The organism is Aquabacterium sp. OR-4 (genome assembly GCF_025290835.2).
Taxonomy (GTDB): Bacteria; Pseudomonadota; Gammaproteobacteria; order Burkholderiales; family Burkholderiaceae_C; genus Pseudaquabacterium.
In genome coordinates this window covers 1,745,703-1,769,700 of the sequence record NZ_JAOCQD020000002.1, presented here as the reverse complement: position 1 = coordinate 1,769,700, position 23,998 = coordinate 1,745,703, and the positions used below count along the sequence as shown (strand labels likewise).

At 69.1% G+C, this 23,998-nt stretch carries 19 protein-coding genes; 10 read left to right on the top strand and 9 right to left on the bottom strand.

Annotated features, from left to right (window positions below; translation table 11 throughout):
- The first annotated feature begins 60 nt into the window (after nt 1-60).
- Entirely contained in the window at nt 61-516 is a 456-nt protein-coding gene (locus tag N4G63_RS19955; protein WP_260787128.1) for a hypothetical protein, read from the top strand.
- Between the two features lie 183 nt (nt 517-699).
- Here N4G63_RS19955 and ffh read toward each other — a convergent pair whose 3' ends face one another.
- A complete protein-coding gene (gene ffh, locus N4G63_RS19950; protein WP_260787129.1) occupies nt 700-2,109 on the bottom strand; it encodes a signal recognition particle protein in 1,410 nt (469 codons plus the stop codon).
- A gap of 112 nt (nt 2,110-2,221) precedes the next feature.
- On the opposite strand from ffh, the gene N4G63_RS19945 reads away from it, so the two are divergent.
- From N4G63_RS19945 to N4G63_RS19910, 8 genes are all read left to right on the top strand, one after another.
- Nucleotides 2,222-3,094, top strand: coding sequence for a cytochrome C assembly family protein (locus N4G63_RS19945; RefSeq protein WP_260787130.1), 873 nt, complete (start codon nt 2,222-2,224; stop codon nt 3,092-3,094).
- 9 nt (nt 3,095-3,103) lie between these two features.
- Entirely contained in the window at nt 3,104-3,352 is a 249-nt protein-coding gene (locus tag N4G63_RS19940) for a PP0621 family protein (protein WP_260787131.1), read from the top strand.
- The gene (locus tag N4G63_RS19935; protein ID WP_314600101.1) at nt 3,352-5,223 is read left to right on the top strand and encodes a two-component system sensor histidine kinase NtrB; all 1,872 of its coding nucleotides are present in this window, start codon (nt 3,352-3,354) and stop codon (nt 5,221-5,223) included. The genes N4G63_RS19940 and N4G63_RS19935 overlap by 1 nt, the downstream gene beginning before the upstream one ends.
- A gap of 92 nt (nt 5,224-5,315) precedes the next feature.
- Entirely contained in the window at nt 5,316-6,896 is a 1,581-nt protein-coding gene (locus N4G63_RS19930) for a sigma-54-dependent transcriptional regulator (protein WP_314600100.1), read from the top strand.
- On the top strand, nt 6,883-7,548 hold the full coding sequence (ampD, locus tag N4G63_RS19925; RefSeq protein WP_260787133.1) for a 1,6-anhydro-N-acetylmuramyl-L-alanine amidase AmpD: 666 nt from the start codon (nt 6,883-6,885) through the stop codon (nt 7,546-7,548). The genes N4G63_RS19930 and ampD overlap by 14 nt, the downstream gene beginning before the upstream one ends.
- 390 nt (nt 7,549-7,938) lie before the next feature.
- Nucleotides 7,939-10,845: a ribonucleoside-diphosphate reductase subunit alpha gene (locus tag N4G63_RS19920; protein WP_260787134.1), complete on the top strand. Its 2,907-nt coding sequence runs from the start codon at nt 7,939-7,941 to the stop codon at nt 10,843-10,845.
- A 223-nt stretch (nt 10,846-11,068) separates the two neighbouring features.
- Entirely contained in the window at nt 11,069-12,334 is a 1,266-nt protein-coding gene (locus tag N4G63_RS19915) for a ribonucleotide-diphosphate reductase subunit beta (protein WP_260787135.1), read from the top strand.
- Between the two features lie 194 nt (nt 12,335-12,528).
- The gene (locus N4G63_RS19910) at nt 12,529-13,095 is read left to right on the top strand and encodes a hypothetical protein (RefSeq protein WP_260787136.1); all 567 of its coding nucleotides are present in this window, start codon (nt 12,529-12,531) and stop codon (nt 13,093-13,095) included.
- 19 nt (nt 13,096-13,114) lie between these two features.
- On the opposite strand, the gene N4G63_RS19905 is transcribed toward N4G63_RS19910, so the two are convergent.
- The 3 genes from N4G63_RS19905 to fba all read right to left on the bottom strand — a co-directional run bounded on the left by N4G63_RS19905 (nt 13,115) and on the right by fba (nt 16,402).
- Complete coding sequence (locus N4G63_RS19905) at nt 13,115-14,248, bottom strand: hypothetical protein (protein WP_260787137.1); 1,134 nt, start codon at nt 14,246-14,248, stop codon at nt 13,115-13,117.
- Between the two features lie 35 nt (nt 14,249-14,283).
- Nucleotides 14,284-15,183 (bottom strand): phosphoribosylaminoimidazolesuccinocarboxamide synthase, encoded by a 900-nt coding sequence (locus N4G63_RS19900; RefSeq protein ID WP_260787138.1) that lies wholly within the window; start codon nt 15,181-15,183, stop codon nt 14,284-14,286.
- 154 nt (nt 15,184-15,337) lie between these two features.
- A complete protein-coding gene (gene fba, locus N4G63_RS19895) occupies nt 15,338-16,402 on the bottom strand; it encodes a class II fructose-bisphosphate aldolase (protein WP_260787139.1) in 1,065 nt (354 codons plus the stop codon).
- A 274-nt stretch (nt 16,403-16,676) separates the two neighbouring features.
- Between fba and N4G63_RS19890 the strand changes: the two genes are divergently transcribed.
- Nucleotides 16,677-17,708 carry an STAS-like domain-containing protein gene (locus tag N4G63_RS19890; RefSeq protein WP_314600099.1) on the top strand — a complete coding sequence of 344 codons (1,032 nt, stop codon included), beginning with the start codon at nt 16,677-16,679 and terminating at the stop codon, nt 17,706-17,708.
- A gap of 16 nt (nt 17,709-17,724) precedes the next feature.
- Here the strand turns inward: N4G63_RS19890 and pyk are convergent, their stop codons facing one another.
- The 5 genes from pyk to N4G63_RS19865 all read right to left on the bottom strand — a co-directional run bounded on the left by pyk (nt 17,725) and on the right by N4G63_RS19865 (nt 23,906).
- A complete protein-coding gene (gene pyk / locus N4G63_RS19885) occupies nt 17,725-19,155 on the bottom strand; it encodes a pyruvate kinase (protein ID WP_314600098.1) in 1,431 nt (476 codons plus the stop codon).
- 73 nt (nt 19,156-19,228) lie between these two features.
- The gene (locus N4G63_RS19880; RefSeq protein ID WP_314600097.1) at nt 19,229-21,559 is read right to left on the bottom strand and encodes an NADP-dependent malic enzyme; all 2,331 of its coding nucleotides are present in this window, start codon (nt 21,557-21,559) and stop codon (nt 19,229-19,231) included.
- A gap of 101 nt (nt 21,560-21,660) precedes the next feature.
- The gene (locus tag N4G63_RS19875; protein ID WP_260787141.1) at nt 21,661-22,854 is read right to left on the bottom strand and encodes a phosphoglycerate kinase; all 1,194 of its coding nucleotides are present in this window, start codon (nt 22,852-22,854) and stop codon (nt 21,661-21,663) included.
- 57 nt (nt 22,855-22,911) lie between these two features.
- The gene (locus tag N4G63_RS19870; protein WP_260787142.1) at nt 22,912-23,241 is read right to left on the bottom strand and encodes a branched-chain amino acid transport AzlD family protein; all 330 of its coding nucleotides are present in this window, start codon (nt 23,239-23,241) and stop codon (nt 22,912-22,914) included.
- Nucleotides 23,242-23,243: 2 nt separating this feature from the next.
- Nucleotides 23,244-23,906: an AzlC family ABC transporter permease gene (locus tag N4G63_RS19865; protein ID WP_260787660.1), complete on the bottom strand. Its 663-nt coding sequence runs from the start codon at nt 23,904-23,906 to the stop codon at nt 23,244-23,246.
- Between the last annotated feature and the right edge of the window lie 92 nt (nt 23,907-23,998).

The window sequence follows — 23,998 nt, the reverse complement described above, 5'->3', positions numbered from 1 at the left end:
CGCAGTGTGCCAGCCGCATCGGGTGGCTGGATGCGGCATCCGCCGCAGGGAGCAACGGGCATGAATGGATCGATCGCGGCCAGTTTGGCGCTGGCCTGCGCAGGAGGGCTGCTGCTGGTGGGCCTGCTGCTGGGGGTGTGGAAGTACCGGGCCATTCGCCGCAGCGCCCAGGCCCAGGCGCCCGAGTACGTGAGCACCGCCCACCGCGCGGCGCTGATGTATGCCTTTGCCACGGTGCTGCTGGGCCTGCTGGCGCAGCACAACGCGCTGCCCACGGCGTGGGCGGTGGCCTGCGTGCTGGCGGCGGTGGCCAGCTTCGTGCTGGCCATCGGCTCGTATGTGCTGCACGGCGTGCTGCGCGACACCGACAACCAGTTTGCCGAGCCGATGCGCGTGGGGCCGCGCGTGGTGCACAGCCGTGTGGCCGATGCCGTGATGGCCGGCAAGGCACTGGCTGAGCTGGCTGCGGTGGGCGGCCTGCTGGGGGGCTACCTGCGGGCGCTGGGCTGGGTTTGATCGGGGGCCGGGCTCATGTCCGGCCTTGCCCCACGGCCGGGCTTTGCATGCCCGGCCGCTTCGGCAGGCACTCGCCCGTCCTCAGGACGGGCTCATGTCCAGCCTTGCCCCACGGCCGGGCTTTGCATGCCCGGCCGCTTCGGCAGGCATTCGCCCGTCCTCAGGACGGGCTCATGTCCGGCCTCAGCCCATGCCGGGGGGCATCATGCCTTTCATGCCGCCCAGGCGTTTCATCATCTTCATCAGGCCGCCGCCCTTCATCTTCTTCATCATCCCCTGCATCTGATCAAACTGGTTGAGCAGGCGGTTGACGTCCTGGATCTGCACGCCGGCACCGGTGGCGATGCGGCGCTTGCGGCTGGCCTTGGTCTTGCCGTCCATCAGCAGCGCGGGGCGGGCGCGTTCCTTGGCCGTCATGGCGTTGAGGATGCCTTCCATGCGGCGCATGTCCTTCTCGGCCTTGTCCAGGTCGGCCTGGCCGGCCTTGGCGGTCATCTGCGAGGGCAGCTTGTCCATCAGTTGCCCCAGGCCGCCCATCTTCTTCATCTGGCTGAGCTGGGCGAGAAAGTCGTTGAGGTCGAAGCCGTCGCCCGACTTCACCTTCTCGGCCAGCTTCTGCGCGGCCGCCATGTCCACGCCCTTGGTCACCTCTTCGACCAGGGCCACGATGTCGCCCATGCCCAGCACGCGGCCGGCATGGCGCTCGGCGTCAAACGCCTCCAGGCCGTCGATCTTTTCGCTGACGCCGGCAAACTTGATCGGCGCGCCGGTGATCTGGCGCACGCTGAGCGCCGCGCCGCCGCGCGAATCGCCGTCCATCTTGGTGAGCACGATGCCGGTCAGCGGCAGGGCCTCCTTGAAGGCCTTGGCGGTGTTGATCGCGTCCTGGCCCTGCATGGCATCCACCACGAACAGCGTCTCCACCGGGTGGATGGTGGCGTGCAGGTCGCGGATCTCGGCCATCAGCGCCTCGTCGATCGCCAGGCGGCCGGCGGTGTCGACGATCAGCACATCGAAGTAGTGGCGGCGCGCGTGGTCGATGGCCGCCAGCGCGATGTCGTGCGGCTTCTGGTCGGGCGTGGACGGGAACCACTCGCCGCCGGCCTGCTGGGTGACGGTCTTGAGCTGCTCGATGGCGGCCGGGCGGTACACGTCGGCCGAGACGGTGAGCACCTTCTTCTTGCGCCGCTCGATCAGGTGCTTGGTGAGCTTGCCGGTGGTGGTGGTCTTGCCCGCGCCCTGCAGACCGGCCATCAGGATCACGGCCGGCGGCTGGGTCACCAGGTTGATGTCGGCCACCGGGCGCAGCGTCACGCCATCGGGGGCCAGCTCGCCCATCGTGGCCGCCAGCTCCTTGTGCACGATGCCCACCAGCGCCTGGCCGGGGTTCAGCGAGCCGGCCACCTCCTGGCCCAGGGCCTTGTCCTTCACGCGGGCGATGAAGTCGCGCACCACAGGCAAGGCCACGTCGGCCTCGAGCAGGGCCATGCGCACCTCGCGCAGCATGTCCTGCACGTTGGATTCGGTGATGCGGGCCTGGCCGCGCATCGTCTTGACCAGGCGTGACAGGCGATCGGAAAGGGTGGAGGCCATCTTCTCAATGTGGCCGAGGCGCGATGCCCCGGGTGCCTTGCGCAACGTGAAGCGGCCGTAGGAGCACGGCCGCGAAAGTACACTCGTTGCGATGATTCTACCGTTCGCCCCCATGGCCAGCCTGGGCGCGGCGCCACTGGCGCTGGCGCTGGTGGCCATGCTTGCCTATGCCGTGGCGGCCCTGCCGGCGGCCGGGCCGGGCGGCACCGCCCGCTGGCCGGCGCCGGCCCTGGTGGCCGGCTGGCTGCTGCATGCGGTGCTGCTGGTGCTCGATGTGGGCGGCTGGGGCCGCGAGACACCGGGCGCGCGCCTGGGCTTCGGCCCGGTGCTGTCGCTCACCGTGTGGCTGGTGGTGGCGGTGCATGCGGTCGAGAGCCGCTTCGTGCCGCTGCCCGCGGTGCGCCGCGTGCTGGCGGTGATGGGGGCCGGTGCGGTCTTGCTGGCCTGGGCCTTTCCGGGCGGGGTGCAGGCGCTGACCAGCCCGTGGGCGCCGCTGCACTGGGTGCTGGGCGTGGCCTCGTACGGCCTGTTCGGTGCCGCGGTGCTGCATGCCTCGATGCTGGATTCGGCCGAGCGCGCGCTGCGGTCGCGGGCCGGCCTGCTGGCCGTGGGCTCGGGCCAGATCGGCCTGCCGGCCGCGGCCGGCGCTGGCCTGCCGGGTGCTGCACGCCCGGGCCCGATGGGCATGCCGCTGCTGCGGCTCGAGCGGCTGACCTTCCGCTTCGTCGAGGCCGGCTTTGCGGTGCTCACCGCCGCGCTGGTGCTGGGCGTGGCCACGGCCGCGCCGTTCCGCTTCAACCACAAGACGGTGTTCTCGCTGCTGGGCTGGGCGGTGTTTGCGGCGCTGCTGGTGGGCCGCCATCGCCAGGGCTGGCGCGGCCGGCGCGCCACGCGCTGGCTGTACGGTGGTGCGCTGCTGCTGCTGCTGGCCTACGCCGGCTCGCGCTTTGTGTTCGAAGTGGTGCTGGGCCGCTCGGCCGGCTGAGAGTTGATCTTGAAATACCTGTTGCTGCTGCTGGTTCTGGGCCTGGTGCTGTGGAAGGTGGCGGCGCGCCTGCGCGTGAAGCCACCACCGCCGCCCGCCAAGCCCGCCGCCGGCACCCCCGGGCGCGCGCCGGCCGCCATGGTGGCCTGTGCGCATTGCGGGCTGCACCTGCCGGCGGCCGATGCGCTGCTGGAGGGTTCGCACATCTACTGCAGCCCGGCGCACCGCGCGCTGGGCCCGCGCACACCGCCGGCGTGATGGCCGGATCGCGCGGCACCGAACGCCGCCGCCAGCCCGACCGTCGGCAGGGAGACCGGCGCCGGCCGCCGCGCTCGACGCTGGGCGACAGCTGGCTCAGCGTGTGGGGCGATTCGCGCACCAGCAGCCGGCGCGATGGCGGGGCCGAGGCCGATGCCGGTGGCGGTGGCGACAGCCGGCTGCTGCGCCGCGAGGCCGAGCGTCTGGTGTCGGGCGATGGCGCCGCGCTGCCGCGCATCCTGCGCACCTATGTGATCGCACGGGCGGCGCTGGGCATGGCGCTGGTGGTGGCGCCCTGGGTGGCGGCCCTGCTGGGCAGCCGGCCGCCGCTGCCGATGATGCTGGTGGCCCTGGTCTATGCCAGCCAGGCGGTGTCGCTGTGGGTGCTGCGCGGGGTGCACGACGACGCGCCGGCCGATCGCCTGCTGCCGCGGCAATGGCTGTGGACCATCGGCATCGACCTGCTGGCCTTCGTGCTGCTGCGCCTGCTCGATCCCACCGGGCTGCTGAACTATGGCGCGCTGCTGGTGCTGCCGGTGCTGATGGCCGGCGTGCTCACGCGGCGGGTGCTGGCGCTCGGCACGGCCGCCGCCGTGGCCCTGGTGCTGCTGGCCACCGCCTGGTGGAGCAGCCAGCCGGCGGGCGACCTGCTGCTGGCGCTGTCGCAGGCCGGGCTGTCGGGGGCCGGGCTGTTTCTGGTGGCGCTGCTGTCGGCCGAGCTGGCGCAGCGCCTGGCGCGCGAGGAGCGCAGCGCACGCAGCAGCCTCGAGCTGGCGCGCCAGCAGACCCAGCTCAACCGCGTGGTGATCGAGGAGATGAACGACGGCGTGATGGTGGTCGACCGTGCCGGCACGGTGCGCACCATCAACCCGGCCGCGCGCCAGTTGCTGGGCGTGGCGGGGCAGCGCATTGCCTTGCCCTGCCCGATGTCCGGCGAGCCGGTATTGGCCGGGCTGTGGCAGGCGCTGCAGCAGGCCTATGTGCAGGGCAACTGGCCTGAATCGGCGCGCGAGCAGGTGCTGCCGCAGGCCGAGGGCGAGGGCCGCGCGGTGCAGGTGCGCGCGCGCTTCACGCGGCGCAGCGGCATCGCCGCCGACGACACGCCGCCCGAGGACATCTGCGTGCTGTTCATCGAAGACCTGCGCCTGCTGCGCAGCCGCCAGCGCCAGGAGAAGCTGGCGGCCATGGGCCGCATGTCGGCCGGCATCGCGCACGAGATCCGCAACCCGCTGGCGGCCATCGCCCAGGCCAATGCGCTGCTGCTGGAAGACGACCTGCCGCCCACCCAGCAGCGCCTGACCCGCATCGTGGCCGACAACGTCGACCGCCTCAAGCGCATCGTCGACGACGTCATGGCCGTGGCCCCCGGCGCCGCGCCCAGCAGCGCCGAGATCGATGCCAACGCCGAGGTGGCCGTGGTGGTGGCCGACTGGCGCCGCAGCGCGCCCAGCAGCTGGCGCGCCGACGAGCGCCTGAGCGTGAGCCTGCCCGGGCATGCGCTGCGCGTGCGCTTCGACGCCGACCACCTGCGCCGCGTGCTGCTGAACCTGCTGGACAACGCCGTGCGGCATGCCGGCGAGCAGCCCGGTGCGGTGGTGCTGACGCTGCGCCCGCTCACCGGTGACCGCGCCGTGCTGCTCAACGTGGCCAGCGACGGCGAGGCCATCGCGCCCGAGGTCGAGCGACACCTGTTCGAGCCCTTCTTCTCCACGCGCAGCCGCGGCGGCGGGCTCGGCCTGTATATTTGCCGCGAGCTGTGCGAGCGCTACGGCGCCAGCATCGAGTACCGCCCTGGCGCCGTCGGGCAGCTTCATGTCGGTCACCGCAACCAGTTCAGCGTGGTGATGCGACGCGTGGCCGCGGCCAGCTGAGGCCGCTGCCGGCCGCCGCGCCAGCCGCGCGACGCCGCACCCCACGCCGCCCCCAAACGCTGCCGCCATGCCGCCCCCATGAGCCCTCTGCAATGACCGCGCCCTACAGCCTGCTGGTGGTGGATGACGAGCCCGACCTGCGCACGCTCTACGAGCTGACCCTGATCCGCGAGGGCTACGACGTCGACAGCGCCGGCACGGTGGAAGAAGCCTGGGCGCGGCTGGGCGAGCGCCAGTACAGCGCGGTGATCACCGACATGAAGCTGCCCGACGGCAACGGGCTCGACCTGCTGCGCCGCATCGAGGCCCAGGGCCGGCCCGAGAAGACGCTGGTGATCACCGCCTACGGCTCGGCCGAGAACGCGGTCGAGGCACTGAAGGCCGGCGCCTTCGACTACCTCACCAAGCCGGTCGACCTGCGCCAGTTCCGCAGCGTGGTGGCCTCGGCACTGGGCCGCAGCCTGCCGGCGCCGGGGGCTTCATCAGGTGCCGCGGGTGCCGCAGGTGCCGCACCCGTGCCCGGTGCTGGCGCAGCGGCCGTGGCCGTGCTGGCGGCGCTGCCTGCCAATGCCGCCAGCGCCGCCAGCGCTGTCGCCGAGCATCCTGCGCTGCGGCGCCTGAGCGGGCAGTCGGTGGTGATGCAGCAAGTGCGCGCGCTGATCGAGCGGGTGGCCCGCGGCATGGCGCCGGTGCTGGTGCAGGGCGAGTCGGGCACCGGCAAGGAGCTGGTGGCGCGCGCCATCCACGAGGTCAGCAGCCGCGCGGCCATGCCCTTCGTGGCGGTGAACTGCGGGGCCATTCCCGAGCAGCTGCTCGAGGCCGAGTTCTTCGGCTACCGCAAGGGCGCGTTCACCGGCGCCACCGAAGACCGGGTCGGCTTCTTCCAGGCCGCACAAGGCGGCACGCTGTTTCTCGACGAGATCGGCGACCTGCCGCTGGCCATGCAGAGCAAGCTGCTGCGCGCGATCCAGGAGCGCTCGGTGCGGCCGATCGGCGCGGTGGCCGAGGCGCCGGTGAATGTGCGCATCGTCAGCGCCACGCACAAGGACCTGGCGGCCGAGGTGCCCGAAGGCCGTTTCCGCCAAGACCTGTACTACCGACTCAACGTCATCCAGATCCGCATGCCGCCGCTGCGCGAGCGGGTGGACGATCTGGCGCTGATCGGCAGCGCGCTGCTGGCCCGCATCTCGGCCGATGCCGGCGTGTCGCCACCGCCGCGCCTGACCACCGAGGCCACGCAGCTGCTGTCGCGCCACAGCTTTCCGGGCAATGTGCGCGAGCTCGAGAACCTGCTGCACCGGGCCGTCACGCTGACCGGCGGTGACCTGATCCAGCCACAAGACCTGGGCCTGCCGCTCGACGACATCGGCGAGGCCGAGTCGGCCGCGGCGGGTGCCGGGCCTGGCGCGGCATCTGGTGCGGTGCCCACCGGCCCGGCGCCCGCCGAGACGCCGACGGCCGACGACGCCACCCGCGCCGACGCGCTGTCGCTGCCCAGCGATCTGGCGGCCTACCTCGACCAGGTGGAGCGCGACATCCTGATGCGCGCGCTCGAGAAATACCGCTTCAACCGCACCGCGGCCGGGGCCAGCCTGGGCCTGTCGCTGCGCCAGATGCGCTACCGCATGGCGCGCCTGGGTGTGCAGGTGGCCGAGCAGCATGGCGGCGACTGAGCCCGGCCCGAGCGCGCCGCTGCCACCGGTCTTGCCATCACCCGCTGCGCCTGGCGCCTGGCAGGCCGGCTGGTGGTTGGCGGCGCAGCGCTGCCCCTCGCCCAACCATGGCCCGCGGCCGCCGGGCGAGGAGATCGCGCTGGTTGTGCTGCACTCGATCAGCCTGCCGCCCGGCCAGTACGGTGGCGACGCCATCGAGCGCCTGTTCACCAACCAGCTCGACTGGGACGCCCACCCCTACTACGGCCAGATCCGCGGGCTGCAGGTCTCGGCGCACTTTCTGGTGCGGCGCGACGGCCGGGTGCTGCAGTTCGTCTCGTGCGATCACCGCGCCTGGCATGCCGGCGCCTCGCACTGGCGTGGCCGTGACAACTGCAACGACTGGTCGATCGGCATCGAGCTCGAAGGGCTGGAGGGTGAAACCTTCGAGCCGGCGCAGTACACCGTGCTGGCGCGGCTGCTGGCCGACATCGCCCAGGCCTACCCGGTGCGCGATCTGGCCGGGCATGAGCATGTGGCGCCGTTGCGAAAGCGCGACCCCGGCCCCGGCTTCGACTGGCAGGCGCTGCAGGCGCAGGCGCTGTGGCCGCGCCACTGGTGCGCCGCCGAGCCAGCAATGGCGCGGCCTGGCGGGCCGAAACCGGCCGCTTAGCCAGTGCTGGCGCGGCTTCGCGCCGCCATCGCCACCAACCACGCGGCGCGGCGGCGCATGCCCCGGTTCAAGGCCTGTTTCGGGTGCCGCCATGCACCAGCACAAAGCAGGGTAAGCACGCTACCGGTAGTGCTTGAGAGTGGCACGTACCCCCAGATATAGTGTCCCTTCGTGCTATGCTGAACGCCTTGAACACCTTGCCCTGACGCCTTCGCGCGGCGCCTGTTCACCCTCCTCACCTGCAGCCTGATCCGCGGTGCCGCCTGGCACCCGGGCCGCCGGTGTTGTTGGGTGACCGGCGCCACAGGGCAGCACAGCCAGCGCGTGCCCACGGGCACGCCGAACCAAACATCCAGCGGCACCGCGCCGTCATTCACGCAAGGGGAATCCATGCAAACTCTCGTCACCAGCAGCCCAGCCGTCGGAATCGCGCCGCATGCCGCGGCCAGCAGCGAAAGCCCCATGTCGGCCTACGCGGGCTACCAGATCATCCGACGCAACGGCTCGGTGGTGGCCTTCGAGCCCAACAAGATCGCGGTGGCGCTGATGAAGGCCTTCCTGGCCGTGCACGGCACCCAGGGTGCGGCCTCGGCCAGCGTGCGCGAGACGGTGGATGCGCTGACCGAATCGGTGGTGCGCGCGCTGCTGCGCAGCCGTCCGGGTGGCGGCACCTTCCACATCGAGGACGTGCAAGACCAGGTCGAGCTGGGCCTGATGCGCGGCAGCCACCATGAAGTGGCCCGGGCCTATGTGCTGTACCGCGAGCGCCGTTCGCAGGAACGTGCGCGCCAGGTCGAGCAGGCCGCCCCGCCGGTGCCGGCGCTGCAGGTCACCGACAAGGGTCGGCGGGTGCCGCTGGACGTGGCCGCGCTGCATGCGCTGATCGAGTCGGCCTGTGCCGGCCTGGGCGCTGACGTGAAGCCCGAGCCCATCCTGGCCGAGACGCGCCGCAACCTCTATGACGGCGTGCCGATCGACGAGGTCTACAAGGCCGCCATCCTGGCCGCCCGCACGCTGATCGAGAAAGACCCGGCCTACAGCCGCGCCACCGCGCGCCTGCTGTGCCACACCATCCGCCGCGAGATCCTCGGCGCCGAGGTCACGCCGGACGAGATGGCCGAGCGCTATCCCGAGTACTTCCCGCAGTTCATCAAGAAGGGCGTCGAGAGCGAGCTGCTCGATCCCAAGCTGCAGCAGTTCGATCTGGCCCGCCTGGGCGCCGCGCTGAAGCCCGAGCGTGACCTGCAGTTCGACTACCTGGGCCTGCAGACCCTGTTCGACCGCTACTTCCTGCACGTGAACGAGCAGCGCATCGAGATGCCGCAGGCCTTCTTCATGCGGGTGGCCATGGGCCTGTCGCTCAACGAGATCGACCGCGAGGCACGCGCCATCGAGTTCTACGACGTGCTGTCGTCGTTCGACTTCATGAGCAGCACGCCCACGCTGTTCAACAGCGGCTCGCTGCGCTCGCAGCTGTCGTCGTGCTACCTCACCACCGTGGCCGACGACCTCGACGGCATCTACGAGGCGCTGAAAGAGAACGCGCTGCTCAGCAAGTTTGCCGGCGGCCTGGGCAATGACTGGACCCGTGTGCGCGCGCTGGGCAGCTACATCAAGGGCACCAACGGCAAGAGCCAGGGTGTGGTGCCGTTCCTGAAGGTGGTGAACGACACCGCCGTGGCGGTCAACCAGGGCGGCAAGCGCAAGGGCGCGGTGTGCGCCTACCTCGAGACCTGGCACCTGGACATCGAAGAGTTCCTTGAGCTGCGCAAGAACACCGGTGACGACCGTCGGCGCACGCACGACATGAACACCGCCAACTGGATCCCCGACCTGTTCATGCGCCGCGTGCTCGAAGGCGCCGACTGGACGCTGTTCTCGCCCAGCACCTGCCCCGACCTGCACGACAAGTTCGGTGCCGAGTTCGAGGCCGCCTACACCGCCTACGAGGCCAAGGCCGACCGTGGCGAGTTGAAGCTCTTCAAGCGCATGCCGGCCAAGGACCTGTGGCGCAAGATGCTGACGATGCTGTTCGAGACCGGCCATCCCTGGATCACCTTCAAGGACGCCTGCAATGTGCGCAGCCCGCAGCAGCACGTGGGTGTGGTGCACAGCAGCAACCTGTGCACCGAGATCACGCTGAACACCAGCGACACCGAGATCGCGGTCTGCAACCTGGGCTCGGTGAACCTGGCCCAGCACCTGACCGACGGCCCCGACGGCAAGGTGATCGACCAGGCCAAGCTCAAGCGCACCGTGGGCATCGCGATGCGCATGCTCGACAACGTCATCGACATCAACTACTACGCGGTCAAGAAGGCGCGCGACAGCAACCTGCGCCACCGCCCGGTGGGCCTGGGCCTGATGGGCTTCCAGGATGCGCTGTACCAGCTGCGCTTGCCTTACGCCAGCCAGGCCGCGGTGGACTTTGCCGACCGCTCGATGGAAGCCATCTGCTACCACGCCTACTGGGCCAGCACCGAGCTGGCCGAGGAGCGTGGCCGCTACAGCAGCTACCGCGGCAGCCTGTGGGATCGCGGCATCCTGCCGATCGACAGCCTCGACCTGCTCAGCGCAGCACGTGGCGGCTATGTCGAGGTCGACCGTTCGGTGAGCATGAACTGGGACGCGCTGCGCGCGCGCATCGCCACCCACGGCATGCGCAACAGCAACTGCGTGGCCATCGCCCCAACCGCCACCATCAGCAACATCATCGGCGTGGACGCCTCGATCGAGCCCTGCTTCGGCAACCTCTCGGTCAAGAGCAACCTGTCGGGCGAGTTCACCGTCATCAACGAGTACCTGGTGCGTGACCTCAAGCGCCTGGGCCTGTGGGACGACGTGATGGTGATGGACCTCAAGCACTTCGACGGCAGCCTGCGCCGCATCGACCGCGTGCCCGAAGAGCTCAAGCAGCTCTACGCCACCGCGTTCGAGGTGGATGCCACCTGGCTGATCGAGGCCGGCGCGCGCCGCCAGAAGTGGATCGACCAGGCGCAGAGCCTGAACATCTACCTGGCCGGTGCCTCGGGCAAGAAGCTCGACGAGACCTACAAGCTGGCCTGGCTGCGCGGCCTGAAGACCACCTACTACCTGCGCACCATGGGTGCCACGCATGCCGAGAAGTCGACCGTGACCGCCGGCGCGCTGAACGCCGTGCCGGGTGGCATGGGCAGCGGTGGCCTGTCGGCACTCGATGCCGCGGCCGCGCAAGCCCAGCAGGCCATGGATGCGGTGCCCGCCAGCGACATCAAGTTCTGCTCGATCGACAACCCCGACTGCGAAGCCTGCCAGTAAGCGGCGCTGCCGCTGCCGCGCTGATAAACCGCAAAGTGAGCGGGCGGTCTTGCGCTCAAGATCCCCGCTGTCGTGTGATCCCTGCCACGCTTGTGGTGCCGTGGCAGGGCATCACCTCACACCAACGATGCAAGCGTGCAACGACGAAGTCGTCTGCATGTCAAGAAGTGCTTGGTGTTTGAACACGACACTCCGATAATTCGCACCCATAGGACGAAATCGCATGCTGGTCTGGGAAGACGACGTCGCATCCCCTTCGACGACACCGCCACAGGGTTCCACACCGCAAGCCGCCAATGCATTGCGGCCTGAGGCCTCTTCTCCTCTTGCGCCGATGCAGCAGGTGGCAGTGGCCTCTGTGGCCCCCGCAGTGGCAACGGCAACTGCCCGCACAAGCGCTGCACCCGCGCAAGCGGTCGCCGCATCGGCCGACCCGGTGGCCACGCCGCAACTGGCTGCAGCCAAGAGCACGCGCCGTGTCAACGTGGCCGAGAAGCGCATCATCAACGGCCAGACCGACGTGAACCAGCTGGTGCCGTTCAAGTACAAGTGGGCCTGGGAGAAGTACCTCGCCACCTGTGCCAACCACTGGATGCCGCAAGAGATCAACATGTCGCGCGACATCGCGACCTGGAAGGATCCCAACGGCCTGACCGAAGACGAGCGCCGCATCATCTGCCGCAACCTCGGCTTCTTCGTCACCGCCGATTCGCTGGCGGCCAACAACATCACGCTGGGCACCTACCGCCACATCACCGCGCCCGAGTGCCGCCAGTTCCTGTTGCGCCAGGCCTTTGAAGAAGCGATCCACACCCACGCCTACCAGTACATCGTGGAGAGCCTGGGTCTCGACGAGAGCGAGATCTTCAACGCCTATCACGAGGTGGATTCGATCCGTCAGAAGGACGAGTTCCTGATCCCGTTCATCGACGCGATCATGGACCCCAACTTCCGCACCGGCACGCTCGAGAACGACCAGACGCTGCTGCGCTCGCTGATCGTGTTTGCGTGCCTGATGGAAGGCCTGTTCTTCTACGTCGGCTTCACGCAGATCCTGGCGCTGGGCCGCCAGAACAAGATGACCGGCGCAGCCGAGCAGTACCAGTACATCCTGCGCGACGAGTCGATGCACTGCAACTTCGGCATCGACCTGATCAACCAGATCAAGCTCGAGAACCCGCAACTGTGGACGGCCCAGTTCAAGGCCGAGATCCGCGGCCTGTTCGAGAAGGCCGTCGAGCTCGAGTACCGCTATGCCGAAGACACCATGCCCCGTGGCGTGCTGGGTCTCAACGCATCGATGTTCAAGGGCTACCTGCGCTACATCGCCAACCGGCGCGCCACGCAGATCGGCCTGGAAGCGCTCTTCCCGAACGAGGAGAACCCGTTCCCCTGGATGAGCGAAATGATCGACCTGAAGAAGGAGCGCAATTTCTTCGAAACCCGCGTCATCGAGTATCAAACCGGTGGCGCACTGAGCTGGGACTGATTGGGCCGGGCACGCAGGTGCCTGGCGCAAGGTCCCGCGGTCAGAACAAGATCCGCGTCCGTGTCGAGTTGCTCACCAGAAGCAACCGCCGCGGACGCATCCCCGTTCACCGGGGAGCCAGCAAGGGTCTCGAGGCCCGCGTGGCGCTGCGGTGAATCACGCCGTCGCTAGACCGACGGAATGTGTCTTGCAACTTGATCAAGGAGTTTGTGATGGCAACTGCGAAGAAGGCTGCTCCGGCAGCGAAGCGTCCGGCTACTAAGCCAGCCGCCCCCGCCAAGAAGGCTGCACCGGCCAAGAAGGCTGCTGCTCCGGCCAAGAAGGCCGCTCCGGCCAAGAAGGCTGCTGCTCCGGCCAAGAAGGCTGCTGCTCCGGCAAAGAAGGCCGCGGCTCCGGCGAAGAAGGCTGCCGCTCCGGCCAAGAAGGCTGCTGCTCCGGCCAAGAAGGCTGCTGCACCGGCCAAGAAGGCGGCACCGGCGAAGAAGGCTGCGGCACCGGCGAAGAAGGTCGCTGCGCCCGCCAAGAAGGCGGCACCGGCCAAGAAGGCCGCCGTGCCGGCGAAGAAGGCTGCACCGGCCAAGAAGGCGGCGGCTCCGAAGGCTGTGGCCACGAAGGCTGCCCCGGCCAAGAAGGCCGCTGCAAAGAAGGCGGCTGCGAAGAAAGCGCCCGCCACCCCTGCGCCTGCGCCTGCGGCACCTGCTGCAAAGACGGCTCTGAGTCCCGCGGCGGCTTGGCCGTTCCCGACAGGGAACAAGCCCTAAGCGCTGACGTAGCGACTGTCTATGGAGGCCCGGCAATCGCCGGGCCTTCTTTTTTGGGAATACTGTCGATCTTCTCTACGATTGCCATGGCAAGCGACATGGTCGATTGTTGGGTAGCTTGGTGCGCCTGAAGGTGGGCATCAGCATGCTCGCCATACGCAGAGGCCAAGTCTGGGTGCCCGCAAAGATTGGCTGTTTGCCGGGCTCGACCAAACACATACGCTTGGTTGTCTTCGTCGTCAGTAGCCGTTAGCGATGCAACGGCCACACCTATCAGTTCCATGGCGTCAGACAGCCGGCCAAGGTTGGCGTAGCTCCATGCGCGACTAGCCAGCAGAAGTGGAACCTCTCGCTTTGGCAACATGTCGGCTCGCACCTTGTCGAGCATGTCGCTTGCCTCGGCGTACTTCCTCCCGACTAGAAAAAGTTGCCCGCGCACTAGGGGCGTCGACTCCTCGAACGAGACAGCGCCAACGGCAAAGTCGTAAGTTCGGAACGAGCCCACTTCCATGTTCGCCCTGAGTAGCTCGGACGCAGAAACCTCACCAAACGCGTCTGCGATCAAGATATTCGCGGCCCGGCAAATTGCAACGTTGAATAACATCGCACTCAGCAAGGCTTGATCGCCCTCGGCGGTGGCATGTCGGCGGGCGCTCTCGTACCAACGGCGTGCAAGGGGATAACTGCCAGCCATGTGGATCGTATCGGCCAACGTCAAGCTCGCTCGGCCCAAGGCATGATGATCTTGAACGTGCGCGTGCTCGAAGGCCTCGACTAGGAATCGAGACATTTCGTCGTACCGACTGTTCTCGAGGGCGATCAAACCCATCCAGGCGGCACAAGCCGGCAGAAAGGCCTCGGTCCTGAGGGCGACCGCGAGCGCATATGCGCGTCGCATTCGCTCCCACGAGGGTTTCACCCTGATCTGAAAATAATGCCCCACCCCCTCCGCCAACATCACCCACGGCGCGATCTCGTGGTGCAGTTCCACGCCGAAGGTTTCGCGGATGCGCAGGATCAGTGACTGGGCTTCGTCGTGCTGGCCCTGGCGGGCGCGGTGCACGGAGATCTTGCACGCCGCGCGTGCCCAGTGCACGCGGTCGGTGGCGTTACGGGCCTGGGTTTCCAGGTCGTCCAGCAGTCGGCAGTACATCGCGGGCCTCCCCGGCCCGCGTGCAGGCTGTGGTGTCAGCCCTGCAGCGTGGCCAAGGCCGTTCTATACCGCTGCGCCGTGGCGTTGGCAACCTGGGTTGGTACCGGGGGGGCCGGTGCCTTCTTGTTCCAGGGCTCACCGTCCACCTGGGCACCCTCCAGCCAGTCGCGCAGGTACTGCTTGTCGAAGCTGGGCGGGTTGATGCCCTCCTGGTAGCCGGCCACCGGCCAGAAGCGCGAGCTGTCGGGTGTGAGCACCTCGTCCATCAGGGTCAGCGTGCCATCGGCATCGAGGCCGAACTCGAACTTGGTGTCGGCGATGATGATGCCGCGCGTCAGCGCCAAGGCGGCGGCCTCGGTGTACAGGCGGATGGCGGTGTCGCGCACCTGCTCGGCCAGCGGGGCGCCGATGATCTCGGCCATGCGTGCAAAGCTGATGTTCTCGTCGTGGTCGCCCATCTCGGCCTTGGTGGCCGGGGTGAAGATCGGCGCCGGCAGGCGGCTGGCGTTGTGCAGGCCGGGCGGCAGCGGCACGCCGCAGACCTGGCCGTTGTCCTGGTACTCCTTCCAGCCCGAGCCGGCCAGGTAGCCGCGCACCACGGCTTCCACCGGCAGCGGCTTCAGGCGCTTGACCAGCATCGAGCGGCCCTGCACCTGGGCCACCTCGTCGGCGGCCACCACGCTGGTCGGGTCGTCACCAGTGAGGTGGTTGGGCACCACATGGCCCAGCTTGTCGAACCAGAACAGCGCCATCTGGGTCAGCAGCAGGCCCTTGCCGGGGATGGGCTCGCCCATCACCACGTCGAAGGCCGAAATGCGGTCGCTGGCCACCATCAGGATGCGGTCGTCGCCCACCGCGTAGTTGTCGCGCACCTTGCCACGTGCCAGCAGGGGCAGCGAGTGGAGGCTGGTTTCGAACAGGGCGTCGGTGCTCATCGGCTTCTCGGCAAGGGCGGGTGGGGGCGGGCGGCTGCCACGGGCAGGGCCGGCGGGAAGGGGCCGTATTGTGCCTGCCGGGGCCCGCGCGGCCATGCAAAAGGGGCCCGCAGGCCCCTGGGGGTCGATCGCTGCGGCGTGCTTGCCGCCGCGCTCACTTCACCAGCTGGGCCAGCTGGCCGCCGGCATAACGCGCTGCCATGTCGGCCAGCGTGTGGCCCTTGATCTTGCCGGCCTGGCCTTCGCAGCCAAACTCCATGTAGCGCTGCTTGCAGATGGCCTTGGCGGCCTCGCGTGCGGGCTTGAGCCACTCGCGGGCGTCGAACTTGTCGGGGTTCTCGGCCATGAACTTGCGCACCGCGCCGGTCATCGCCAGGCGGATGTCGGTGTCGATGTTGATCTTGCGCACGCCGTGCTTGATGGCTTCCTGGATCTCCTCGATGGGCACACCGTAGGTCTCCTTCATCTTGCCGCCGTACTGGTTGATGATGGCCAGCAGTTCAGCCGGCACCGACGACGAGCCGTGCATCACCAGGTGGGTGTTGGGGATGCGCGCGTGGATCTCCTTGACGCGGCTGATGGCCAGGATGTCGCCGGTGGGCTTGCGGCTGAACTTGTAGGCGCCGTGGCTGGTGCCGATGGCAATCGCCAGCGCGTCGAGCTGCGTGGCCTTGACGAACACCGCGGCCTCTTCCGGGTCGGTCAGCATCTGGCTGTGGTCGAGCTTGCCTTCGGCGCCGATGCCGTCTTCTTCGCCGGCCTCACCGGTTTCGAGGTTGCCCAGGCAGCCGAGCTCGCCTTCCACCGTGACGCCCACCTTGTGTGCCATGGCCACCACCTGGCTGGTGACGCTGACGTTGTAGTCGAAGTCGGCGGGGGTCTTGCCGTCCTCGCGCAGGCTGCCGTCCATCATCACCGAGCCGAAGCCCAGGTGGATCGCGCCTTCGCACACCTTGGGGCTGGTGCCGTGGTCTTGGTGCATCACCAGCGGGATGTGCGGGTAGGCCTCGGTGGCCGCCTGGATCAGGTGCTTGATGAAGGGCTCGCCGGCGTACTTGCGGGCGCCGGCGCTGGCCTGCAGGATCACCGGGGCGCCCACTTCGTCGGCCGCAGCCATCACGGCCTGCACCTGCTCGAGGTTGTTGACGTTGAAGGCCGGGATGCCGTAGCCGTTTTCGGCGGCATGGTCCAGCAGTTGGCGCATCGAGACGAGAGGCATGGCAGATCCTGGATGGAGAGTGAGAAACCGTGCGGGCGGTGGCCATGGTACGGCGCGTGGATGTCGCTGTCAGGTCGCTGAAACCGCCTTGTAACTGCGCAGGATTGTATCGACCGAGGCTGTCGCGCCAAGGGTGGCCGCTCAAGCCGGGTGGGTGCCGGCGGTGCAGGAATTGGCGGGTCGGGGCCGCGCTTTTCGCGCTTCAGCCCGGGCTCCTGCCGGTCGACACTGGCAGCCACAGACGGTGGCGGTGATGCCGCCTGAGGACGACACCATGGCCCAGCCACAAGCTCCCCGTTCGCCCCTGAGCAAGGCCTGCGACTGCATCACCGAACTGGTGATCCGTCACCCCGACGCGTTGCCGCACAAGCTGGCCGCACGCCTGGCGATGCCGCCCGACGCGGCGCGCGAGCTGTGCGACCAGCTGGTGGATCTGCAATGGCTCGAGCCCACCGGCACGGCCGCGCGCCCGGCCTGGCGCCCCGGCGCGCTGCGCCAGGTGGTGCGCCGCTACGGCCTGGCCGGCCTGCAGGAAGATGTGCCCTGGCAGCACGACTTCGCGCCCTACTTTGCGCTGCCCGACAACGTGGCGCGCATTGCCCAACATGCGTTCACCGAGCTGATGAACAACGCCATCGACCACAGCGGCGGGCGCCAGGTCACGATCTCGATGCGCCAGACGCCGCTGCAGATGCAGATGCTGGTCAGCGACGACGGCCGCGGCGTGTTCAGCAGCATCGGCCGCCAGTTCAAGATCGAGGACCCGGTGCATGCCATGCTCGAGCTGGCCAAGGGCAAGCTCAGCAGCCAGCCCGACCGCCACACCGGCCGCGGCCTGTTCTTCACCGCCAAGATGGCCGACATCTTCGACCTGCATGCCAATGGCGCCGCGTTTCAGCAGCGCGACTGGGACCGCGAGGAATGGCAGCGCGGCCGCCCGGCCTGTGGCCGCGGCACCTCGATCTACGTGGCGGTGGCGCTCGACACCGAGCGCACGGTCGACGAGGTGCTGCGCCAGTTCAGCGCCGATGGCGAGAGCTATGCCTTCGAGCGCACCGTGGTGCCGATGAAGCTGCTCACCGCGCCGCAGGTGGGGCTGGAGTCACGTGCGCAGGCGCGCCGCATTGCGCAGCGCCTGTCCGATTTCCGCTGCGTGGAGCTCGACTTCGATGGCCTGTCCGACATCGGCCACGGCTTTGCCGACGAGCTGATGCGGGTGTTCAAGCGCGAGCATCCGCAGGTCAAGCTGGTGCCGGTGAACATGGCCCCGCGCGTGGCCGCGCTGGTGCACAGCGTGGCGGCCTGAGCCAACAGGCGCCGCGTCAGCCGACGCGGCAGACCTTGAGCATGTTGGTGCCGCCCGGGTAGCCCATGGGCTCGCCGCAGGTGATGGCGTAGGTGTCGCCGGGGCGCAGCACCTCGCGGCTGACCAGCACGCGCTCGGCATCGGCCAGCGCGGCGTCGCGGTCGGAGTGCGACGACATCAGCACCGGACGCACGTTGCGGTAGAGCGCCATGCGCCGCTCGCTGGTGGGCTTGCTGGTGATGCCGAAGATCGGCACATGGATGTTGTGCCGGCTCATCCACAGCGCGGTGCTGCCCGATTCGGTGAGCGCCACGATGGCCTTGCAGCCCAGGTGATGGGCGGTGAACAGCGCACCCATCGCAATGCTCTGGTCGATGCGGCCGAAGGCGCGGTCGGTGAAGTTGGCGTCCAGGCGCACGTCTTCAGCACGCTCGGCCTCCAGCGCGATCTGCGCCATCTGCTCCACCGTCTCCACCGGGTACTTGCCGGCGGCCGTTTCGGCGCTAAGCATCACCGCGTCGGTGCCGTCGAGCACCGCGTTGGCCACGTCGCTCACCTCGGCGCGGGTGGGCACCGGGTTGACGATCATGCTCTCCATCATCTGCGTGGCGGTGATGGCCACCTTGTCCATCTCGCGCGCCATGCGGATCATCTTCTTCTGCAGCGCGGGCACGGCGGCGTTGCCCACCTCCACCGCCAGATCACCGCGCGCCACCATGATGCCGTCGCTGGCCTTGAGGATGGCCTCGAGCTGCGGAATGGCCTCGCTGCGCTCGATCTTGGCAATCATCGCCGGCTTGTGGCGGTAGGCCTCGCCGGCCACATTGGCCAGCTGGCGCGCCATCTCCATGTCGGTGGCGTTTTTCGGGAAGCTCACCGCCAGGTAGTCGCACTGGAAGGCCATGGCGGTCTTGATGTCCTCCATGTCCTTGGCGGTGAGCGCCGGCGCGGTCAGGCCGCCGCCCTGCTTGTTGATGCCCTTGTTGTTGCTGAGCTCGCCGCCGATCTTGACCGTGGTGTGCACCTGGTCGCCGCGCACGACTTCCACCGTCAGCACCAGCAGGCCGTCATTGAGCAGCAGGGTGTCGCCGGGCTTCACGTCGCGCGGCAGCTCCTTGTAGTCGAGGCCCACGCCCAGGTCGTCGCCAGGCTCGGTGCGCGCGGCGTCCAGCACGAAGGGCGCGCCGGCCACCAGCATGGTCTTGCCGGCGGCAAACTTGCCCACGCGGATCTTGGGGCCCTGCAGGTCGGCCATCAGGGCCACCGGCTTGCCCACCTTGGCGGCGATCTCGCGCACCAGCCGGGCGCGGTCGATGTGGTCCTGCGCCTTGCCGTGGCTGAAGTTCAGCCGCACCACATCCACGCCGGCGCGCAGCATGCGCTCCAGCACCTCGGGGTCGCTGCTGGCAGGGCCGAGGGTGGCAACGATCTTGGTGGCACGTGGCATGGTGGGCAGTGGCTTGGCAGTGAAGGGCGGCCTGATTATGGGCGCCGTGCGCCGGTGCGCCGACGCCACACGGTTACCGCGCGGTTTCTTTCGGCGCCGTGGCGTCGGCCACGGCCAGCGCGGTCATGTTGACCACCCGGCGCATGGTGGCCGAGGGCGTGAGCACATGCACCGGTGCGGCCGCGCCCAGCAGCATCGGGCCGATGGTGACGCCGTGGCCGCTGGTGACCTTGAGCACATTGAACAGGATGTTGGCCGCGTCCAGGTTGGGCAGCACCAGCAGGTTGGCCGCGCCCTTGAGCGTGGCATCGGCCAGAAAGCTTTCGCGGATGGGCTCCGACAGGGCCGCGTCGCCCTGCAGCTCGCCATCGCATTCCACGTCGGGACACCACTGCACGAACAGGTCGCGCGCGGCGCGCATGCGGCGCGCCGATTCGCGCTGCGACGAGCCGTACATCGAGTGCGAGACAAAGGCCACCTTGGGCGGCATGCCGAAGCGCCGCACCTCGTTGGCGGCCAGGCGGGCAATCTCGGCCAGCGCCGCGGCGTCGGGCGTCTCGTTGACGAAGGTGTCGGTGATGAACAGCGTGTGCTCCTCGAGCATCAACGCGTTCATGGCGGCCAGCGTGCCCACGCCGGGGGCGCGGCCGATCACCTTGCACACATGCGCCAGGTGCGCGTCGTACTGGCCCACCAGGCCGCACAGCATGGCCTCGGCCTCGCCACGGCGCAGCATCAGGCAGGCAATCAGCGTGTTGCTGCGGCGCACTGCCGCCTTGGCGGCCTCTTGCGACACGCCGTCGCGGCCCATCAGCTGGTGGTACAGCGCCCAGTAGCTGCGAAAGCGCGGGTCGTCCTCGGGGTCGCACACATCGAAGTCGACACCGGCCTTCAGGCGCAGGCCGGCGCGCTCGATGCGCATGGCCATCACCGCCGGCCGGCCGATCAGGATGGGCCGCGCCAGGCCTTCATCGAGCACCACCTGCACCGCACGCAGCACGCGTTCGTCTTCGCCCTCGGCGTACACCACGCGCACCGGCTGGCGGGCGTGGGCGGCCTTGGCCGCGGCAAACACCGGGCGCATCACCATGCCCGTCTGGTAGACAAAGCGGCCCAGCTGCTGGCGGTAGGCGTCGAGGTCGGCGATCGGCCGCGTGGCCACGCCGCTCTCGGCGGCGGCCTGGGCCACGGCCGGGGCAATGCGCAGGATCAGCCGCGCATCAAAGGGTTTGGGAATGATGTAGTCGGGCCCGAAACGCAGCTCCTGGCCGGCATAGGCCGCGGCCACCTCGGACGGCGTCTCGGCCTTGGCCAGCGCCGCGATCTCGCGCACGCAGGCCAGCTTCATGGCCTCGTTGATGCGCGTGGCGCCGCAATCGAGCGCACCGCGAAAGATGTAGGGAAAGCACAGGACGTTGTTGACCTGGTTCGGATAATCCGACCGGCCCGTGGCCACGATGCAGTCGGGCCGCGCCGCCTTGGCCAGCTCGGGCCGGATCTCGGGCTCGGGGTTGGCCAGCGCCAGGATGATGGGCTGCGCGGCCATGGTGGCCACCATCTCGGGTGTCAGCACGCCGGCGGCCGAGCAGCCGAGAAACACGTCGGCGCCCTTCACCGCATCGGCCAGGGTCAGCGCCTCGGTCTTCTGGCAGTAGCGCTGCTTGCTCTCGTCGAGCTTGCCGGCCGCCACATCGGCCCGGCCGGCGCGGATCACGCCCTTGCTGTCGACCACCGTGATGTGGCCGATGACCACGCCCAGGCCCACCATCAGGTCCAGGCAGGCGATGGCCGCGGCGCCGGCGCCCGAGGCCACCAGCCGCACCTGGTCGATGGGCTTGCCCACCAGTTCGAGCGCGTTGAGCAGCGCGGCCGAGCTGATGATGGCCGTGCCGTGCTGGTCGTCGTGAAACACCGGGATGTGGAGCCGCTCGCGCAGCGCCCGCTCGATGTGGAAGCACTCGGGCGCCTTGATGTCCTCGAGGTTGATGCCGCCCAGCGTGGGCTCGAGCGCGGCAATGATCTCCACCAGCTTGTCGGGATCGCGCTCGGCCAGCTCGATGTCGAACACATCGATGCCGGCGAACTTCTTGAACAGGCAGCCCTTGCCCTCCATCACCGGCTTGCCGGCCAGCGGGCCGATGTCGCCCAGGCCCAGCACGGCCGTGCCGTTGGTGATCACGCCCACCAGGTTGGCGCGGCTGGTGTACTCGGCCGCCAGCGTGGGGTCTTGCTCGATGGCCAGGCAGGCATAGGCCACGCCGGGTGAATAGGCCAGGCTCAGGTCACGCTGGTTGCTGAGCGGCTTGGTGGGCAGCACCGCAATCTTGCCCCGCGTGGGGCTGCGGTGGTATTCCAGCGCCGCGTCGCGCAGCGCCTGCTCGGCCGGGGTGAGCTCGGATGCCATGGCGTGTGTCTCCTTCGTGGTCTGCCCAGGCAGACCCGCCGAGATTACGCCTGAAGCATGACCGCCCGGCCTGAGGTTTCACCTCGGGCCGGGCGCCCGGGTCAGCCTTGTGCGCGCTTGGCCAGGATCTCGAAGGCCGGCAGCGTCTTGCCTTCCAGCACCTCCAGGAACGCGCCGCCGCCGGTGGAGATGTAACCCACCTGCTGCTCGATGCCGTACTTGGCAATGGCCGCCAGCGTGTCGCCGCCGCCGGCAATGCTGAAGGCGCTGCTGTCGGCAATGGCGCGGGCGATGGCCTCGGTGCCGCGGCTGAAGGCCTCGAACTCGAACACGCCCACCGGGCCGTTCCAGACGATGGTGCCGGCGGCCTTGAGTTGTGCGGCCAGCGTGGCGGCGGTCTTGGGGCCGATGTCGAGGATCAGGTCGTCGTCTTCCACCTCGGTGGCAGCCTTCACGGTGGCCGGCGCATCGGCGGCAAAGGCCTTGGCGCACACCACGTCTTCGGGGATGGGCACGGCCGCGCCGCGTGCGGCCATGGCCTCGATCACGGCCTTGGCTTCGCCCACCAGGTCGGGCTCGGCCAGGCTCTTGCCGATCTTCAGGCCGGCGGCCAGCATGAAGGTGTTGGCAATGCCGCCGCCGACGATCAGGCCGTCGACGTTGGCGCTCAGGCTCTTCAGGATGGTGAGCTTGGTGCTCACCTTGCTGCCCGCCACGATGGCCACCAGCGGGCGCTTGGGCGCGGCCAGGGCCTGGCTGATGGCGTCGATCTCGGCGGCCAGCAGCGGGCCGGCGCAGGCGATGGGTGCGAACTGGGCGATGCCGTAGGTGGTGCCCTCGGCGCGGTGCGCGGTGCCGAAGGCGTCGTTCACGTAGACGTCGCACAGCGCGGCCATCTTCTTGGCCAGGTCTTCGTTGTTCTTCTTCTCGCCCTTGTTCAGGCGGCAGTTTTCCAGCATCACCAGCTGGCCCGGGGCCACCGTGACGCCATCGACCCAGTGGGCCAGCACCGGCACCTCGCGGCCCAGCAGCTCGCCCAGGCGCTTGGCCACGGGTGCCAGCGAATCCTCGGGCTTGAACTCGCCCTCGGTCGGGCGGCCCAGGTGGCTGGTGACCATCACCGCGGCGCCGGCCTTCAGCGCCAGCTCGATGGCCGGCACCGAGGCGCGGATGCGCGTGTCTTCGGTGATGGCGCCGGCATCGTCTTGCGGCACGTTCAGATCGGCGCGGATGAACACGCGCTTGCCGGCCAGCTGGCCTTGCGCGGCCAGGTCTTGCAGTCGAAGAATCTTCATGGTGAGCTGCTTTGCGGGAGTGGTGAAAAACTCGGATTCACCCGCAAGTTTGTCAGATCACCAGCCCAGGCCCAGCCGGCAGATCAACATCGTGGCCGTGCCGGCCACGATGGTGCCCAGCATGTCGCGCCGCCACAGGTAGTACAGCGTGGCGGCCAGCGCACCGGCCAGGCGGGGGTCGCGCCAGGTGCTGATCAGCTGGCCCTGGCTCATCACCAGCTCGGGTGCGATCACCGCCACCAGCGCGCCCACCGGGGCGTAGCGCAGGCCCTCGCGCAGCCAGTCGGGCATCGGCAGTTCGCGCTCGGGCAGGATGAAGAAGCCGCGCGTCAGCAGCGTGATCAGCGCCAGCCCGGCAATGGTGAGCAGAACCTCCCAGGTGGCCATGCTCAGGCGCCCCGACTGCGCAGCGGCCGCGTGTGGTCGATCACCGTGCCCACCACCACCGCGGCGGCAATGGCCACCAGCATGTTCAGCTTGAGCGGCAGGGCATAGGCGGCCACGGCCGCGGCGCCGGCCACCACGGCGGGCAGCCAGGTGGCGCGGTCGGCCAGCATCGCGTAGGTCATGCCCAGCAGGGCCACGGTGCCGGCAAAGCCCAGGCCCCATTCGGCCGGCACGCGGTGGCCCAGCGCAATGCCCAGCAGCGACATCACATGCCAGCTGCCGGCGTTGACCGTGACGCCGCCCCAGAAGTAGGGCTGCTGCTCGGGCGCCGGCCTGGGCTCGGGAAAGCGGCGCATGAACAGCACGTAGTTCAGATCGGCGCAAAAGTAGGCCAGCAGCGCGCGGCGCCGCCGCGGCAGGTGGGCGAAGTAGGGCCGCCACTGCGTGCTGAAGACCACGAAGCGCAGGTTCAGGCACAGCGCCGTGGCCCACACCACCCAGATCGGCGCGCCGCTGGCCATCAGCGGTGTGGCGGCCAGCTGGGCCGTGCCGGCAAACACGGTGAGCGACATCAGCACGGCCAGCCAGGGATCGAGCCCGCTCTTGACCATGGCCACGCCGGTCACCAGGCCCCAGGCGCCGATGCCCAGCGCAATGCCCACCATGTCGCGCGCGCCGCGGCGGTATTCGGGGTGGCGCACCAGGCGGGCCAGGCGGTGGCCCAGGCGGGCGGTATTGGCCGGCGGTTCGGGCGGCA

Coding starts and splice junctions, on each gene's coding strand:
- pyk (WP_314600098.1), bottom strand. CDS start 19,155: ATGCCACGTGCCACCAAGATCGTTGCCACCCTCGGCCCTGCCAGCAGC.
- N4G63_RS19915 (WP_260787135.1), top strand. CDS start 11,069: ATGCTGGTCTGGGAAGACGACGTCGCATCCCCTTCGACGACACCGCCA.
- N4G63_RS19880 (WP_314600097.1), bottom strand. CDS start 21,559: ATGGCATCCGAGCTCACCCCGGCCGAGCAGGCGCTGCGCGACGCGGCG.
- N4G63_RS19905 (WP_260787137.1), bottom strand. CDS start 14,248: ATGTACTGCCGACTGCTGGACGACCTGGAAACCCAGGCCCGTAACGCC.
- N4G63_RS19920 (WP_260787134.1), top strand. CDS start 7,939: ATGCAAACTCTCGTCACCAGCAGCCCAGCCGTCGGAATCGCGCCGCAT.
- N4G63_RS19870 (WP_260787142.1), bottom strand. CDS start 23,241: ATGGCCACCTGGGAGGTTCTGCTCACCATTGCCGGGCTGGCGCTGATC.
- fba (WP_260787139.1), bottom strand. CDS start 16,402: ATGCCTCTCGTCTCGATGCGCCAACTGCTGGACCATGCCGCCGAAAAC.
- N4G63_RS19945 (WP_260787130.1), top strand. CDS start 2,222: ATGGCCAGCCTGGGCGCGGCGCCACTGGCGCTGGCGCTGGTGGCCATG.
- N4G63_RS19935 (WP_314600101.1), top strand. CDS start 3,352: ATGGCCGGATCGCGCGGCACCGAACGCCGCCGCCAGCCCGACCGTCGG.
- N4G63_RS19930 (WP_314600100.1), top strand. CDS start 5,316: ATGACCGCGCCCTACAGCCTGCTGGTGGTGGATGACGAGCCCGACCTG.
- N4G63_RS19865 (WP_260787660.1), bottom strand. CDS start 23,906: ATGGTGGGCATTGCGCTGGGCATCGGCGCCTGGGGCCTGGTGACCGGC.
- ampD (WP_260787133.1), top strand. CDS start 6,883: ATGGCGGCGACTGAGCCCGGCCCGAGCGCGCCGCTGCCACCGGTCTTG.
- N4G63_RS19875 (WP_260787141.1), bottom strand. CDS start 22,854: ATGAAGATTCTTCGACTGCAAGACCTGGCCGCGCAAGGCCAGCTGGCC.
- ffh (WP_260787129.1), bottom strand. CDS start 2,109: ATGGCCTCCACCCTTTCCGATCGCCTGTCACGCCTGGTCAAGACGATG.
- N4G63_RS19900 (WP_260787138.1), bottom strand. CDS start 15,183: ATGAGCACCGACGCCCTGTTCGAAACCAGCCTCCACTCGCTGCCCCTG.
- N4G63_RS19955 (WP_260787128.1), top strand. CDS start 61: ATGAATGGATCGATCGCGGCCAGTTTGGCGCTGGCCTGCGCAGGAGGG.
- N4G63_RS19890 (WP_314600099.1), top strand. CDS start 16,677: ATGGCCCAGCCACAAGCTCCCCGTTCGCCCCTGAGCAAGGCCTGCGAC.